At 65.6% G+C, this 15,129-nt stretch carries 13 protein-coding genes and 1 pseudogene; 5 read left to right on the forward strand and 9 right to left on the reverse strand.

Features of this window, described 5'->3' with window-relative positions; genetic code table 11:
- Position 1: 1 nt before the first annotated feature.
- Both IM25_RS23015 and pcaDC read left to right on the forward strand, forming a co-directional pair.
- The gene (locus tag IM25_RS23015) at positions 2–1,246 is read left to right on the forward strand and encodes a lyase family protein (RefSeq protein ID WP_033098504.1); all 1,245 of its coding nucleotides are present in this window, start codon (positions 2–4) and stop codon (positions 1,244–1,246) included.
- Complete coding sequence (pcaDC, locus tag IM25_RS23020; RefSeq protein WP_033098505.1) at positions 1,243–2,442, forward strand: bifunctional 3-oxoadipate enol-lactonase/4-carboxymuconolactone decarboxylase PcaDC; 1,200 nt, start codon at positions 1,243–1,245, stop codon at positions 2,440–2,442. Before IM25_RS23015 ends, pcaDC begins: the two co-directional genes overlap by 4 nt.
- A gap of 204 nt (positions 2,443–2,646) precedes the next feature.
- Here the strand turns inward: pcaDC and IM25_RS23025 are convergent.
- The 9 genes and pseudogenes from IM25_RS23025 to IM25_RS23065 form a co-directional block, all read right to left on the reverse strand.
- Positions 2,647–2,940, reverse strand: a pseudogene (locus IM25_RS23025) (recombinase family protein); the annotation flags it as partial.
- A gap of 194 nt (positions 2,941–3,134) precedes the next feature.
- Positions 3,135–3,731, reverse strand: coding sequence for a recombinase family protein (locus IM25_RS23030; RefSeq protein WP_033098547.1), 597 nt, complete (start codon positions 3,729–3,731; stop codon positions 3,135–3,137).
- Positions 3,732–4,077: 346 nt separating this feature from the next.
- The gene (locus tag IM25_RS23035; protein ID WP_033098507.1) at positions 4,078–4,944 is read right to left on the reverse strand and encodes an NAD(P)H-binding protein; all 867 of its coding nucleotides are present in this window, start codon (positions 4,942–4,944) and stop codon (positions 4,078–4,080) included.
- Positions 4,945–5,049: 105 nt separating this feature from the next.
- Entirely contained in the window at positions 5,050–5,562 is a 513-nt protein-coding gene (locus IM25_RS23040) for a luciferase domain-containing protein (protein WP_052040169.1), read from the reverse strand.
- Positions 5,559–6,026, reverse strand: coding sequence for a MarR family winged helix-turn-helix transcriptional regulator (locus IM25_RS23045; protein WP_052040170.1), 468 nt, complete (start codon positions 6,024–6,026; stop codon positions 5,559–5,561). The genes IM25_RS23040 and IM25_RS23045 overlap by 4 nt, the downstream gene beginning before the upstream one ends.
- Positions 6,027–6,352: 326 nt before the next feature.
- Positions 6,353–6,955, reverse strand: a complete 603-nt coding sequence (locus IM25_RS23050) for a recombinase family protein (RefSeq protein WP_084117945.1) — start codon at positions 6,953–6,955, stop codon at positions 6,353–6,355.
- A 140-nt stretch (positions 6,956–7,095) separates the two neighbouring features.
- A complete protein-coding gene (locus IM25_RS23055; RefSeq protein ID WP_033098509.1) occupies positions 7,096–8,265 on the reverse strand; it encodes a TniQ family protein in 1,170 nt (389 codons plus the stop codon).
- Positions 8,262–9,179, reverse strand: a complete 918-nt coding sequence (locus IM25_RS23060) for a TniB family NTP-binding protein (protein WP_033098510.1) — start codon at positions 9,177–9,179, stop codon at positions 8,262–8,264. The genes IM25_RS23055 and IM25_RS23060 overlap by 4 nt, the downstream gene beginning before the upstream one ends.
- A complete protein-coding gene (locus tag IM25_RS23065; RefSeq protein ID WP_033098511.1) occupies positions 9,173–10,852 on the reverse strand; it encodes a Mu transposase C-terminal domain-containing protein in 1,680 nt (559 codons plus the stop codon). Before IM25_RS23065 ends, IM25_RS23060 begins: the two co-directional genes overlap by 7 nt.
- 252 nt (positions 10,853–11,104) lie before the next feature.
- On the opposite strand from IM25_RS23065, the gene cmtR reads away from it, so the two are divergent.
- The 3 genes from cmtR to IM25_RS23085 all read left to right on the forward strand — a co-directional run bounded on the left by cmtR (position 11,105) and on the right by IM25_RS23085 (position 15,112).
- Complete coding sequence (cmtR, locus tag IM25_RS23070) at positions 11,105–11,464, forward strand: Cd(II)/Pb(II)-sensing metalloregulatory transcriptional regulator CmtR (RefSeq protein WP_033098512.1); 360 nt, start codon at positions 11,105–11,107, stop codon at positions 11,462–11,464.
- Entirely contained in the window at positions 11,461–12,057 is a 597-nt protein-coding gene (locus IM25_RS23075; RefSeq protein WP_033098513.1) for a cadmium resistance transporter, read from the forward strand. The genes cmtR and IM25_RS23075 overlap by 4 nt, the downstream gene beginning before the upstream one ends.
- Positions 12,058–12,541: 484 nt before the next feature.
- Positions 12,542–15,112 carry a hypothetical protein gene (locus IM25_RS23085; RefSeq protein WP_157126996.1) on the forward strand — a complete coding sequence of 857 codons (2,571 nt, stop codon included), beginning with the start codon at positions 12,542–12,544 and terminating at the stop codon, positions 15,110–15,112.
- Positions 15,113–15,129 lie beyond the last annotated feature (17 nt).

Genomic DNA, 15,129 nt, shown 5'->3' on the forward strand with positions numbered 1-15,129 from the left:
CATGACTGACCTGTTCTGGCCCGGCGACGAGCGCGCCGGCGACCTCATGAGCGCCGAGGCGCTGCTGGCCGCCATGATCAGGGTGGAGTCCGCGTGGCTCGACGCCCTCGTGGCCTCCGGCCTCGCGCCGTCCGCCGCCACCGCCGACCTCGCCCCGCTCGTCACTGCCGACGACCTGCCGGACATCGCGGCGGCAGCCGAGGGCAGCGGCAACCCCGTCGTCCCCCTCGTCGGCCTGCTCCGCTCGCGGGCGCCGCAGCCCGCCGCCACCTGGCTGCACCGCGGACTCACCAGCCAGGACGTCCTCGATACCGCCCTCATGCTCGCGCTGCGCGATGCGCTCGATCGCCTGATCGACGAACTGCGCGCCCAGGTGACCGCGCTCTCGCACCTCGCCGCGCAGCACGCCGACACGCCGATGGTCGGCCGCACCCTGACCCAGCACGCCGTACCCACGACGTTCGGCGCCGTCGCCGCAGGCTGGCTCGACGGCCTGGTCGACGCCGCCGATCTGGTCCTGGACGCCCGCTCCCTCCTGCCGGTGCAGCTCGGCGGGGCGGTCGGCACTCTCTCGGCGACCACCGAGCTGGCGAACCTGCAGGGGCACGAGGATCCCCAGAGGACCAGCGCCGACCTGGTCGCCAGCACCGCTGCGGCCCTGGGGCTGCGGGAGCTCCGCCCGTGGCACACCTCGCGGGCAACGGTCACCCGGACGTCCGACGCGCTGGTCTCGTGCACGGACGCCTGGGGACACATCGCGACCGATGTCGCGACCCTGGCGCGGACCGAGATCGGCGAGCTGGCCGAGCCGGCGGCCGAGGGCCGCGGTGGCTCGTCGACGATGCCGCACAAGAACAACCCGGTCCTGTCCGTGCTGGTGCGCCGCGCAGCCCTGGGCTCCCCCGCTCTGGCCGCGACGATGCACCTCGCCTCGGCCACCGCGGGCGACCAGCGCCCGGACGGCTCGTGGCACGTCGAATGGTCGACCCTGCAGATGCTCGGTCGACGCAGCGTCGTCGCCGCGTCCCAGACCGCCGAGCTGCTGCAGGGTCTGTACGTGGACGCCGAGCGCATGCGCGCGACGCTCGACCGGTCGGCTGACAGCGTGCTGGCGGAGCGCCGCTCGATCGCCGGGCTGCTGGACAAGACCGCCGATTCCGACCCGACCACCTACCCCGGGTTCTCCGAGGACCTCATCGTGGGCGCCGTGGAGCGAGCCCAGACCTTCCTGGAGGAGAACGAGTGACCGTCCCTCGCATCACGGCCGTCCGGCTCGGCGGTTCACCCGCCATGCCCCTGCTCGTCCTCGGGCCCTCGTTGGGCACGTCGGCTCGGTCGCTGTGGTCCCGGTGCGCCGCCGGCCTCACCGATCGCTTCGAGGTCCTCGCGTGGGACCTGCCCGGGCATGGATCCAATGTCGGTTCGGCCGAGCCGTTCACGATGGCCGAGCTGGCCGCCGGTGTCCTCGAGATGGTCGACGACATGCTGGCTGAGCGCGACGCATCCACCAGCACCTTCACCTACGCAGGCGACTCGGTGGGCGGCGCCGTCGGGCTGCAGTTGCTGCTGGATGCACCTGCGCGCATCGACTCCGCCGTCTTGATGTCCACGGGCGCACGGATCGGCGAGCCGGACGCCTGGCGGACCCGGGCGGCGTCCGTGCGCGCATCGGGCACTCCGTCGATGATCGAGGGATCGGCCCAGCGCTGGTTCGCGCCCCGATTTCTCGAGCGGGAGCCGGAGGTCGGCGCGACCCTGCTGCGCGCCCTGCAGGACGCCGATGACGAAGGGTATGCGCTGGTGTGCGAGGCGCTGGCGGACTTCGACGTTCGTGAGCGCCTCGGTGAGATCCGACCCCGGGTGCTCGCGGCGGCGGGCTTGCTCGACGTCCCCACTCCGCCGGCCGATCTCGCCGCGATCGCCTCCGGAGTCCGGAACGGGCGGCTCGTCGTCCTCGACGGCGTCGCGCACCTGCCCCCGGCCGAGCAACCGGCCGAGGTCGCCCGACTCATCCGTGATCACGCGGACGCGGGGCAGCCGGTTGCCGCTCCCACGACCGTCGCCGGGGTGCGCGACGCCGGCATGGCGGTGCGCCGTGAGGTGCTGGGCGATGCCCACGTCGATCGCGCCACGGCGGCGATCACCGACCTGACCGCCGACTTCCAGCACTTCATCACGCAGTACGCGTGGGGATCGGTGTGGACTCGTCCGGGTCTTGACCGGCGCAGCCGCTCGCTCATCACGCTGACCGCCCTGGTGGCCCGCGGACATCACGAGGAGCTGGCCATGCACGTGCGGGCCGCGCGGACCAACGGGCTGACCAACGACGAGATCAAAGAGCTGCTGCTCCAGACGGCGATCTACTGCGGCGTGCCCGATGCCAACACGGCCTACCGCATCGCCCAGCGCATGCTCGACGAGCTGGACCACCCCGCTTCCTAGAAGACTGCTGAACAATCCTCGTGGCAGGAGCCTGGTGTGGTGGCTGGCGTGAAATCCTGTGGGTATGCAGGGTCGTGATTGTGACTTTCGCCGGTAAATGGCGGTGGTCTACGGACATTTGGCGGCGGTCTCACTGGCGAGTGGTGGTCAGCCAGGTCGCGCGGCGAGCTGCACGCGTCCCGTCCGGGACCGCCCGGACTCCTACTCGATGAACACCTGGTCGCATTCCCCCACCGCTTCAAGCTGGCGAGCCTCGTTCTGGTCGGCGGCAGACACTCGCACGCACGCCACACGCTGCCCACGCGGTCGGGTTGATCTGAGCGCCGGCTTCCTCTCCCCCTCGACGGCGTTTTCGGAATCCGTCGCCTCCACACGCAGGCTCCAGTCCAGCTCGTCCCGGCGACGGAACCGCGTCTTGATGTTCCCGCGGCTGACGATGAGCACCTCTTGCCCACCGTCACCCGCCCGGCCCAGCAGCGTGCCGATCCGATCAGCCATTTGAAGAGCCCCTCCCCCGCATCTATGTATCAATACACTCTAGACCCGACGAGATTACGTGTCATAAACGAACATACCCACCCTGTGGCACAGCGAAAACAGTTCGCCTTCAACCGTCCCGCACGGGTGTACTGGCAGATCGCGCTGCCCAGTGGCGGCGTTCTAGCGGTGATGCCTGGCGATGGCCGCTGCCATCAGTGGTCGAGTGCCTCGAGGGCTCGGGCGGCTTGCTGGTGGCGGTAGAGGGTGGCGCGGGACCATCCGACCAAGCTGGCCGCTTCGGCGGCGGTGCGCCCCTTTCTTCGAGCACTTTGGGCAATGTCGAGTTTTTCAGCGATCACTGCGGGGTCGACCGGGGGCCGGCCGAACCTGGTGCCGCTCTGCCTCGCCGCAGCGATCCCGGCATTGACTCGCTCGGTGATGAGCTCGCGTTCGTACTCGGCCAGGGTGGCGAGCATGCCCAGCATCAACCGGCCGGAGGTGGTCTCCGGGTCGATGCCGTCCGAGAGCGACCGGATCTTCACGCCCTTGTCGCGAAGCAGGTTCACGGTATTGAGGCAATCGATCAGGGAGCGACCGAGGCGGTCAATGCGCCACACCACGACGGTATCGCCGGGCTCGATGTAGTCCATCAGCCGCTTCATCCCCGGGCGCTCGATCGCGGTCCGGCTCCCCGAGGTGACGTCAGAGAAGACGTCGCGCTTCTGAACCCCGGAATCTACGAGTGCATCCAACTGCAACTGCGCGTCCTGACTCGCGGTACTGACGCGGGTGTACCCCAGATGCCTCATGGCCCGATTCTGCCCCATAAACCTCTACCGAGGCCGATCCTGAGACGAATGTCGACAAGATGACTTAATGAGACACCGGCGGGGGGCCGTAGAGCCAGGAAACTGTCAGATTCAGAAGTCGGCGGCACTGATGTCAGAAGCGGCCTTCACTGGTCGGCCAGGTGAAGACGATGCTGCGCCGCAAGGGGATCCCTCAGCGGGGCACGCCATAAGACAGCTCGGATGGTGAGGTACGGGCCGCTGGTGACAAAGCGTCGCACTATGCAGTTGTTTCTTGAAACGTTTTCGCGATTCCCCCGTAGGCGGACGACCATGGGCCCGCCTACGGGCGCGGCGGGGGGTTGGTTTAGCGTTCGACTGCGCTGGTGAGGGCGGTGTGCAGGTCGGTGGTGGGTCGGCCGAGCAGTTGCTGGAGGTCGGTGGAATCGCTGTCCAGGTCACCGTTGGCCATGCCGGCCTCGAGTGCGGTGACGAATCCGGCGGTGCCCTCGTCGAGTCCGGCGGCGAGCAGTCCGGTGCGGTAATCCTCGAGGGGGACGTTGCGGTACGGCAATTCCGTTCCCGTGGCCTTGCCCAGGGCGGCGGCCAGCTCGGGGAAGGTCACGGAGGGCCCGGCCAGTTCGTACTCGGCGGCCTCGACGGCGTCGTCCAGGAGGGCGCTGACGGCTGCCGCGGCCAGGTCGGCGCGCGATGCCGGGGCAATCCTGGCCTGCCCGGAGGCTCCGATGAGGGCGCCGAGGTGGCGGTAGGTGTCGAGCTGGTCGGTGAAGTTCTCGACGTACCAGCCGTTGCGCAGGATGACGGCGGGCACGCCGCTGTCCCTCAAGTGCTTCTCGGTGAGGCGGTGTTCCTCGCCCAGGGGCATGGTGTTGGTGTCGGCGCGCAGCAGGCTGGTGTAGACGATGCGGCCCACCCCGGCGGAGGCTGCGGCATCGATGGCGTTGGCGTGGTGGACCGCGCGTTGGCCGGGGATGAAGCTGTTGCTGCTGATCAGCAGCAACCGATCGATGCCCGCGAACGCGGACCGCAGGGCGGCGGGATCCTCATAGTCGGCGACGCGGACCTGCACGCCGGCGTCCTGAAGCGACGTCGCCTTGGCCTGGTCCCGGACGATCGCGGTGAGGTCGGCCGGGGCGATGCCGCGATCGAGCAGGTGGTCGATGGCGAGGCGGCCGAGCTGGCCGGTGGCCGCGGTGATGGCATAGGTGGTCATGAGGTTCTCCAATTTCGTGGGGGTCGTGGTTGACGGTGGCCCGTCGGCGGCCACCTAGTGGTGTCGGGCCTGCGGGCCGGGGTGGGCCGGGGCGGGGCGGGTCGTTCAGCGTTGGCCGAGGCCCAGGGTGCGTCCGTGCTGGTCGGTGCCGGATCCGCCGGCGGCCAGGTAGGCCTCCTCAACGATCGCCGTGCATACGGCGAACTCCTCGTCGTCGCGGGGCCCGTAGAGCATGACCACCATCGGCGGGATGAAACCGGGGGCCACCAGGCAGTGGTACTCGGCCCAGCCGGCCGCGATCAGTTGCTCGGCCAGGGCGGTGGGGACGTTCAGGTGCAGGCTGCCGTCGGAGTGCGGGTGGATGTGTCCCCACTCCCCGCCGAGGACGTCCGGCAGCGTCGGCGGATTGACCGGGGCGTCGAGGAAGAAGGCGATGGTGCCGGGCACGGAGACCTGGCTGGTTCCGCGACTGACGCCGGGCAGGGCCAGCGCGTGGTCGCGCAGCCGGTCCTGCAGTTCGACCGGGGCGTTCTGGTCGAGCTGCACGTGCGGGTTGGTCGTGGTGGCCTTCGGCCGTGGTCCGCGGCGCGCGGGCACGTTCAGTGCTGAGGTGCTCATGAGTGTTCCTCCTGTTCGGTGGGCCAGGTCTGGGGGGCCTGGTTGTCAATGACGATCGTCGACAGTGCCGTCGTCAGGTGGTTCCGTTCGGTGGCCGGCAGGGTCGCGATGATCTGCTCGATCCGTTCCCCCACCGTCGCGCGGAAGGCCGCGTTGGCGTGCCGGCCCTTCTCGGTGAGCAGGATCAAGGTGGATCGCCCGTCCTCCGGGTCGGGCGTGCGCTGGACGAGCCCGGCCTGCTCGGCTCGATGGACCAGGCCGGTCATGCTCGACTTGCCGACCCGCAGCAGCGCACCGAGGCGCACCATGCTCGAGGGCTCATCGCCCACCACGCACATCAGCTGCGACTGCTGGGCGGTGAGCCCGTGCTCGGCACTGGCGGCCGCGAGGATGTCCTGGACCAGCGCGGCACTGCGGATCAACCCCTCGTTGGGGTCCAGGCGCTGTGTCGCGGTGATGCCCATAACGGCCTCCTCCTTCGCCCTTCCAGCAGAATAGTTTGTATCGCGTACTAGATGGTACGTTACCCACACCATTTTTCGAAAGCAGTCCCACCCGCTCTTGTCAGAAGTCGACGGCACTGATATCAGAAGTGGTCTTCACTAATCGGCCGGGGGATGTCGACACTGCGCCGTAAGGGGACCCCCACTCGGGAACCCCCGCCGCTGACCTGCTCACACGCAAGCACGCCTCGTGGAGCATCCCATAGGACCCGTCCGGTGGCCCTTTCCGCGACGGGGCGCCATACGGGGCACGCGTAGACAGGTCTCTCGCCTGCGTTCCGCGGTGGTCATTGGCGTTGGGCCAGCACCTTGTTACCTGCCTCGCGGAGTTCACCGGTGGGTGAGACGTGGCGGTAGAGCGTCTGGCGGGTGATGCCTAATTCCTTGCACAGCGCGCTGACGTTGGTGTCCTTCTTGCCCATCGAGGCCATGGCCAGGCGGAGCTTCGCGGGGGTCACCTTGTAGGGCCTGCCGCCCTTGCGGCCACGGGCGCGGGCCGATGCCAGGCCGGCCTTGGTGCGTTCGGAGATCAGCTCGCGTTCGAACTCGGCCAGGGCCGCGAAGATCCCGAACACCAACTTGCCTGAGGCGGTAGTGGTGTCGATGGCCGCGCCCTGCCCGGTGAGCACCTTCAGCCCCACGCCCCGCTCGGTGAGGTCGTGCACGATGTTGACCAGGTGGCGCAGATCCCGACCGAGCCGGTCGAGTTTCCACACCAGCAGGGTGTCCCCCGCCCGGAGGGCTTTCAGGCAGGCAGCCAAGTGGGGTCGGTCGTCGGTCTTGCCGGAGGCCTTGTCCTCATACAGGGCCTCGGGATCCACACCGGCGGCGAGCAGCGCATCGCGCTGCAGGTCCGTGGCCTGGGACCCATCGGCCTTGGACACTCGCATGTACCCGACCAGCACCGTGCACCTCCACTGTCATTTATTCGTTCGTTTACGTGACACATGGGGCGCGCGAGCCGCCACGGCGAGATTTCGTCACTTAACCCGTCACTCATTCTACGTCGCACAGACGGTATCGGTTCGATCTATTGTGACAAGAAGTCGAGCGAGATTCCGAGCTCCTCGAAGTTCGCGCGGACTCGCTGGTTGTGCGTGGCGGCATCGCCTCGGGGATACATCGTCATCATGGCGAATAGTTGACGGGCGCTGTTGGGGTTCGTTTTCGCAACCTCGATGACAGCCTTCAGTGCGTCAGCGAGATCTTGCCAACGGTCTTCGAGAGATTTGTGTGTCTGTCGAGGCGGACCTGGGGTAATGGAGACGTCGGGTTCGGGGAGAAACAGCGGCGCGGCGTCGCCTCGTCCGGTGAGGTCGCCGCTTTCGAGCAGGTCCATGGCGATGGCTGCTGCCTCGAGGGTGCGCTGCTGTGTCTGCGGGGTCTGTGCTTCGAAGGGACGCCACATCGATTGGCCGGCCCGGACTGGGTGCCCGGCGAGTTGCCACACCTCGCGGCTGATTCGTTGGGCGGTGCCGCAGTCGCCCATGGTGGCTCCGAGTTCATCGACCACGGTGCGTAGTAGCCGGAACCAGATGCCGGCGTGGATGCGGCGGCGTGGGAGACCTACAAACCCGCTCGTGAGTGCCTGCCATGTCCGGGCGTCCATTCGTCGGATCGCGGAGGAGGCCTCCCGCGGTTCGGGCGGGTACCACGGCGGATGCCAGCTGTAGTAGGAGCCGGGCGGACCGTCGTGGTGTTCCAGCCAGCAGCCGTGGACGGGGCAAGAGAGCATCAGGGGTAGCGACCACGTCAGCAGGTAGGGATGCGGTGGTGTCGATTCCAGTACGCACTGTGGGCAGGCCCGGTGGCACCGGTCAGCATTGGTTGGGGTCCAGGCTCGCCATGTCTTGACAGTCCGGCGCCGACGTTTGCCCGCTGGCAAGAGCACCGCCAGTTGTTGTGTGTAGGTGAGGAACGTGCCGGTGCCGGGTACGAGGTCGTCTAGTAGCCACGGGGTGTATCCGCTGATGCTCATGCCGTGGAGCCGGTCGGTGCCCACTCCGGTCCTGATTGACAGCTGCTCGACAAATCCCGGCGGAGCAGTCATGTCGAGATCGGCATCGCGGTCGAGGGAGTGGCCGAGGTCGAATGCGAGCTCATCGACGGTGATCCCGTATCTGTCGGCGATCCGGTGAAGCCATGAGGTGAGGGCTTCACCGGGGATGGGCCGCGGATGGACCGGCCAACGGTGCGTCACATCAGCTCGCGTTCAAACAGTCGTCGCCGCTCGGTTGGTCCGACGTAGTCGGCCATCGTCAGTGTTCGATGATCGATCGTCTCGAGACCGGACTCGACGGCGACAACCGCGGCCATAGTCAGCAGGTGGGCGAGTTCCCCGATCGTGCCCTCACTGCGGGCAAGGAGGTAGCTGGCCACGTCCTCGGTATCGATGATTGACGGTTTGCGCAGCGGGAAGGACGCGGCGAAGCTGGCCAGCAGTGACCTGGCGTGCTCATCTGTTTTCCACAGCGGTAGCACGAAGGGCTCGAAACGGTTCTCCAGCTGATCGTCCGAGCGCACCGCCAGGTACGCCTCGCGGGTCCCGACTCCAACCAGCGGTATGCGCAGTTCGTTGCCCAAGAAGCGCAACAGATTCAGAAACTCTCGGCGGGTGTTGCTGTGGCCAGCGAGCACATTGTGCAGTTCGTCGATGACCAACATCCGCGTACCAACCTCGCGGAGCAGGGACAGTGCGAGGCGTTCGAGCTCGACCACACGGGGCCTCGGCCGCAGCGGCGCACCCAATGCGGCGAGAATGGCGGTGTAGAACCGCAACGGCGACGGATCGGACGGCATCTGCACGCACACCACAGGCACCTGCTCCCGATCCGGCTCGGTCCAGGGCGGGTGCCGACGTCGGAAGCGTTCGATGATCATCGACTTGCCGTTGTTCGTCGGCCCCACCAGCAGCAGGTTAGGCATTCGTTGTTTAGGCGGCCACGCGAACAACGTCTCGAGGCGCTCGACGGCCTGGACAGCTTTCGGATAGCCGATCCACCGGTCTGCCCGGATCCGATGGACCCGCTCGGCGGCAGGAAGCCGCGCCACCGGCTGTGCCGATGCGTGCAGGTGAGACAGATCCGGCACCGGATACTCCTGGTCCGTCACCATTGTTCGATCTCCTCGAATCGGACCGCCGGCTTGGGCTTTGCCTCAGGCTGAGGAGGAACTACAGGTGGCGTCCTTGCCTCCAGCGGAGTCGATTGCGTCGGGGTACCTGCGCGATGGCGTCGCACAGCTTCTCGGCGAGTTCGTTTGGTGGTCTTCTCGGCCGTCTCAGCGATATGCCGCATCTGATCGATCATTCGGAACAACGCTGCTTCATCGACCTGGGCGACCCCGCGTTCTCGCAGGCGATCCAGTGCTTGCCGGTGTTCCCACACGCTGACTGCGGGATTGGACATCGTCCGGTACGGGACCTCGACGTACTCGATCCCGTCAGGGTCGAGCACCCAGATCCGGCTGATGTCGCGGGGGTCTCTGCGCAGGATGAACCGGCCGAGATTGTCACGGCGGCTGATCCACGGTTTGAGCGCATTGGAGAAGTAGTGCACGTGATCGATGACGAACCCAGTCCGGGTCAACTTCCGCCGGATCACGGGTAGAAAGTCCACCAGAAACGCCGTCGGATTCGAGGTCATCATCGGACGGCCACTCGCGGCGACTCCGTCCGTCCATTGTCCGGCCGGGGTCTGGTGCAGTGTGCTGTGTACCGTGCCGTGATACGTCGCGGCCGCCAACGCCAGCCACGTCTCCAGTTCGGCCATCGTCAGCGCCGCTAGCTTCTCGGAGTCGTACCGGCCACGCTCGACGGGGTTCGAGAACGTAGTTCCCGGAAGCTCGTGGATCTGATGCATGGCCGTGCCGATGATGCGTTCGACGATGCCGCCGTAATGCGGTCGCCCCAGCGGGCGATAGTCCAGTTCAATGCCGTGCTGCTCACAGCCGCGCCGTAGCGCCTCACTCTTGAACTCGGTCGCATTGTCCAGGTACAGCTTCTTGGGCTTGCCGCTCATCGGCCACTGTGCCTCCACTCCGAGAGTCTCTAGCCAGGGGCGTTTATCTCCGGCTGCGTGGGCTAAGCACAATCCGACCGAGACCGCCGACGGCGGTTCCAACGTCACGACCATGCCAACAAGACAGCGGCTGAACACGTCGATCGCGACTGTCAAGTACGGGCGACCAATCGGCTGGCGCTCTCGCTCATCGACCACGATCAGATCGATGACGGTGTGATCGATCTGGACCTGCTCCAAGATTCCGGTGATCAAGGGCACCTGCCCACCCGCCGACTGCAATGAGCGAACGCTCTCGCGGCCCTCGCGTCGCTGGCCCACCTCGACAGGACTCAGGCGGGCAATCCTGGCGGCCACCGTGTTTCGAGCCGGAGCCGGCAAGCCCCGCACAGCACACGCGCGAGTCACCTCGCGATGCACCGAGGCCACGCTTCGCTTCTGCCTCGTCAGGAACCGCTTCCGGACGATCTCGCGAATGACCTGTTCCACCGGCTCCGGCAGCCGCTGACCGCCCTTGCCGCCATCCGAGCGTCTGCTGGCCAGGTCCGTGACCAAACCCGATCCCTGACGGTAGAGCTGCAACAGCACATAGACGCGTCGCCGCGAGATCCCGAGCTCGATAGCAACTCGATCAGCGGCATCCAATCCGACCGGATCGCGCTCGGCCAGCTCGCTGATCAGACGGGTCCGCAACCGGGCCTGCTCCCACGCGACATCAGGCATCGTCAGATGACCCGTCGCCGGAGTGCCTCTGCCGTCGCCGACCATCCCTGTCACCTTCGTGAGAACAGGACTACTGAGCAGAAACGACGCTAGCGCACAGGAGTGTTGACGACCAGAGCTCAGAAGCTGACAGCACTATGCCTGGTGAGATCTATGCTGACGTGCCGCCCACTTCGGAAAATGACAGAAACCTGCTCAAAAGTGGTCGCGGTCCTTGACGGTGTCTAGTGTCTTGAAAACCTTTAGGTTTTTAATGCGTTGTCCCAACAGTTCAGCAGACGCTGCATAGTTCAGCAAGTGCTGACTATTGTTTCCCGTATGGATGTGATGAACCGGTTAGGGCGGGCGATGGCCGACCCGACACGGTCCCGGATACTGCTGACCTTGCTACAGCAGCCGACCTACCCGGCGGAGCTGGCCCGCGATTTGGAGCTGACACGGTCGAACGTGTCGAACCATCTGGCATGCCTGCGCGACTGCGGGATCGTTGTCGCCGTGCCCGAAGGCCGCCAGACCCGGTACGAGATCGCAGACCCGCACTTGGCGCGGTCGCTGTCCTCCTTGGTCGAGGTCACCCTCGCGGTCAACGAAAACGCCCCCTGCTTGGAGCCCGACTGCTCAGTGCCGGGTTGTCACGCCACGGAGGTGCAGGCGTGATCCTGTCCTCGGCCCTGCAGGCGATCGGCCTGTTCATTGCCACCAATATCGACGACATCATCGTTCTGTCGCTGTTCTTCGCCCGCGGAGCAGGCCAACGCGGCACCACCGCACGCATCCTGGTCGGCCAGTACCTCGGCTTCATCGGCATCCTCGGCGCCGCAGTGCTCGTCTCCCTGGGCGCGGGAGCCTTCCTGCCCCCGCAGGCCATCCCTTACTTCGGGCTGATCCCACTCGGCTTGGGACTGTGGGCCGCGTGGCAGGCCTGGCGCGGGGACGATGATGACGACGACGCAAAGATCGAGGGCAAGAACGTCGCCGTGTGGACCGTGGCCGGCGTAACCTTCGCCAACGGCGGCGACAACATCGGCGTCTACGTCCCCGTCTTTCTCAACGTGGGCACGGAAGCCGTAGTCGCCTACTGCATCGTGTTCCTAGTGCTGGTGGCAGGACTGGTGGGCCTGGCCAAGTTCGTCGCCACCCGCCGACCGATCGCCGAAGTCCTAGAGCGCTGGGAACACATCCTGTTCCCGACAGTCCTGATCGGCCTGGGCGCCTTCATCCTGATCAGCGGCGGAGCATTCGGACTCTGACAAAACCGACGCAAACCCCACCGCACACCCGAGAGCCGCCCGACTCGCCTTAATCCCTCCGGGCAGAACGCCCGATTTAGTACGCCGCCGCCAAGAAGTAGCCACAGAAGACCGCCACAGAGCGATCAAGTCCACACGAACTGGACCCTGTGACACAGCAGCGATGGTGGGCGGCATCTCGTCCCGTACGGGTGTACCCCACTGAAGCTCAGAGGCAGCGCACGAGAAGGCCCCAGCCCACCGGACGGGGCCTTCCTCAGTTTCGGCTCAGAGGCAAAGAGCATGACGGCCTCCAGCGTGCCTTCGAAGAGGAAACAGACGAACCACCGCGGCACGCACAGATGCGTGGCGATGTACGCCCTGCCTCCGAACCCACAGCTGACCTCGGGCAGTACTTGCGCCGCGTCCTGCACCTGATCAGACCAGTACATGAAACGCCGACCCCCTGATGGCGGCACTTAGTCGGGGTCGGCGAGAATAGACCGTGTCCATTCCGGTGTCCGAGCAGCGCAAGCTGCATCAGCGCTCTGGTAACCGCTGCGCATTCCCAGGTTGCCGACGGGTGCTGACCGCCGCAGCGACCCCGCACAATCGGTTGGCAGTACTCTGCGAAGACGCGCACATCGTGGCCGAAAAGCCCACCGGACCTCGCGGTGATTCACCGATGACGCTGGTGGAGCGAAATCGGTACGAAAACCTGATCCTGCTGTGCAACTATCACCATCAGCAGATCGATTCACAGCCCGAGTCATTTCCCGTAGAGCTGCTCCACCAGTGGAAGTCCCAGCACGAGGAGTGGGTCGAGACGGTTCTGGACGGTGAAGCTGCGCCGCCTGCGCCGACTGCCGCCACCCCATATGCAGTGTTCGGACACGAAAAATACATCGACATCGCTACCGAGGCGTCGGAACAACGCCGGCGCCAACGGCGCCTTGGGGCGGGCCTAGAAGAGGCCCAGGCTGAGCGGTCGCTTGGCCAGCACGTTGTAGTTCCGGACTATCTGCGAGTTCTAAACGCTGGCGATGCTTGTGTCTTGGTCGGCGCACTGGGGTCAGGCAAGTCGGATATGGCAGAAGAATGGCATCGATCCAACCTGGTCACAGCACAAGCGGATTCGGCGGGCCCGATACCGGTGTGGCTCAGCTCGGGGACGCTGAATAAGGCAATCGAAGACTTCCTGGTGGGGGAAATCGGCATCCAGTCGCTGGCGAGTCAGGGGGTCGATGTGGTCGTTGATGGCCTCGACGAGCACACCGAGGATGCGACCAGAACGCTCGCCGAGGCTAGGAATCTCGTTAACCGTTGGCCGAAATCGCGAGTAGTGCTCACCGCACGGGCTGTCGACCCAGCTTCACCCGTTCGCGAAGTAGCCGCACCACTCCTGGACGACGGGCATGCCGGTCGGTTGATGACGACCGTTGCTGGACGGCAACTGCCACCCCTGAGTGACCAGCTCACCGAGGCCGCTCGGCGACCTCTGTTCGCGCTGCTCATCGCGCGCCACGCCTCGGCGGCCGAAGGTGCCAACGGCATCCCCGAACTTGTCGACCGCGTCGTCGACGACATCGTCGAACGCGAAGGTTTCGATCTCTACGCCGAGCTAAAACGATTAGCGGTCGAGACCATCCGCGACGGCAAGCCAATCGATCCCGCGCGATTCACCACGGCGCAGATTGCCGCCCGTGTGCGGGGGTCGTCGCTAGTGACCCGGACAGGACGGACTTGCGCGTTCTCGCTCGCGACCTTCGAGCAGTGGTTCGCCGCCAAAGCGATCCTTGAGGAGGAAGTCGACCTCAATGAGGAAATGACCTCTCTCGAGTCGTTCGATCGGTGGAAGTACGTTCTGGCTATCGTGCTGGCCGCCGGCGAGCCCGGCCGAGCAGACCTGGTGATGGACAGGCTCGTCCGATGGAACCCCGGTGCTGCAGCGTGGGTCATTAAGGAGACACACGCTGGAGGACTCGCGCGCACGAATCCCGACTACAACTCTGCTGACTGGGCAAAAATTGGTGCCCGTCTTCGATTCGCAGCAGAAGCCTGGATCGCAGGACTGGGACCGCTCGCCCTCGCGACATTCCCGGCGCAAATGACCGGAACGGCCAGTCTTGAGCGGATCGCCCTCGCAGTCGATGTGGAGGCATGGTCTCTACGGATTTCGTGGCTAATCCGGGATGAACTTCCCGGACCGCCGCTAGACAGGGTCACCTCACTGTCCGGCACCTCGCCCTTCGCTCTCAACCGATCAATTTCGTTGAAGACTCATCCCATTACAACCGGTCCCAATTGGATCTGGGAAACCATGCGGGATCACCTCGGCTCTGACATCGGCGAGAGGCTCGCGATCGTCGCTGACCAGGTGGTTTACTCGCAGGACAGTGTTCTCCATAATGAAATTATCGATATGCGCCGATCGAAGAACCTAGGTTCTCCGATGGTGCCGGAAGACCAGCATCCAGACGCAACGTCTGCGCTCTACCCAGGTCCGGACATCGGCCCGTCCCACGAAGCGCCGTGGGGTCAATATCATCCAGCAACAATCCTGGCCCGCGCCGAGGCCGTCGCCGCTGCGGCGATGAACTGCTACCTCGAACTAACGTCGCTGCTCACCCCAAACTTCGGCGATACTCTCGGTATCCGGGGTCTGATGCCGGTTGAGTTCTACGGCAACGTGCGCCATACAACCTCTGACGCCAATGGTCCCGACACTTGGGGACCTCCAGAACCCAGTCTTGCATGGCTGCTGAAACCCATAAGCGCTCACAATGGAGCGCCCCTGGATCGCACCTCCATAATCAACACGGTGTCGCTCACACTCAACGACGAGGCTCGTGACGCGGAACTTCGCGACGACCATGAAGAGCTCTACAACTGGCACGAGCAACGAATCCTCGGTCGCCCCGCCTACGAGCCGTTCGCGGCGTCGTTCTCAATTCACTTCGGCAGCTTCGACATCCTCGGCTACCGGCCCGCGACTCGCCTAGCACTTAGCTGGCTATGGGACGACCTCAAACGCCTTGGCTGGTTAAAGGGTACTGCGCCTAGATTCCATAACTGACGAATCTCATACTTATT

The sequence above is a fragment of the Rhodococcus sp. p52 genome (genome assembly GCF_000763325.2).
In the GTDB taxonomy this organism is placed as follows: Bacteria; Actinomycetota; Actinomycetes; order Mycobacteriales; family Mycobacteriaceae; genus Rhodococcus; species Rhodococcus pyridinivorans.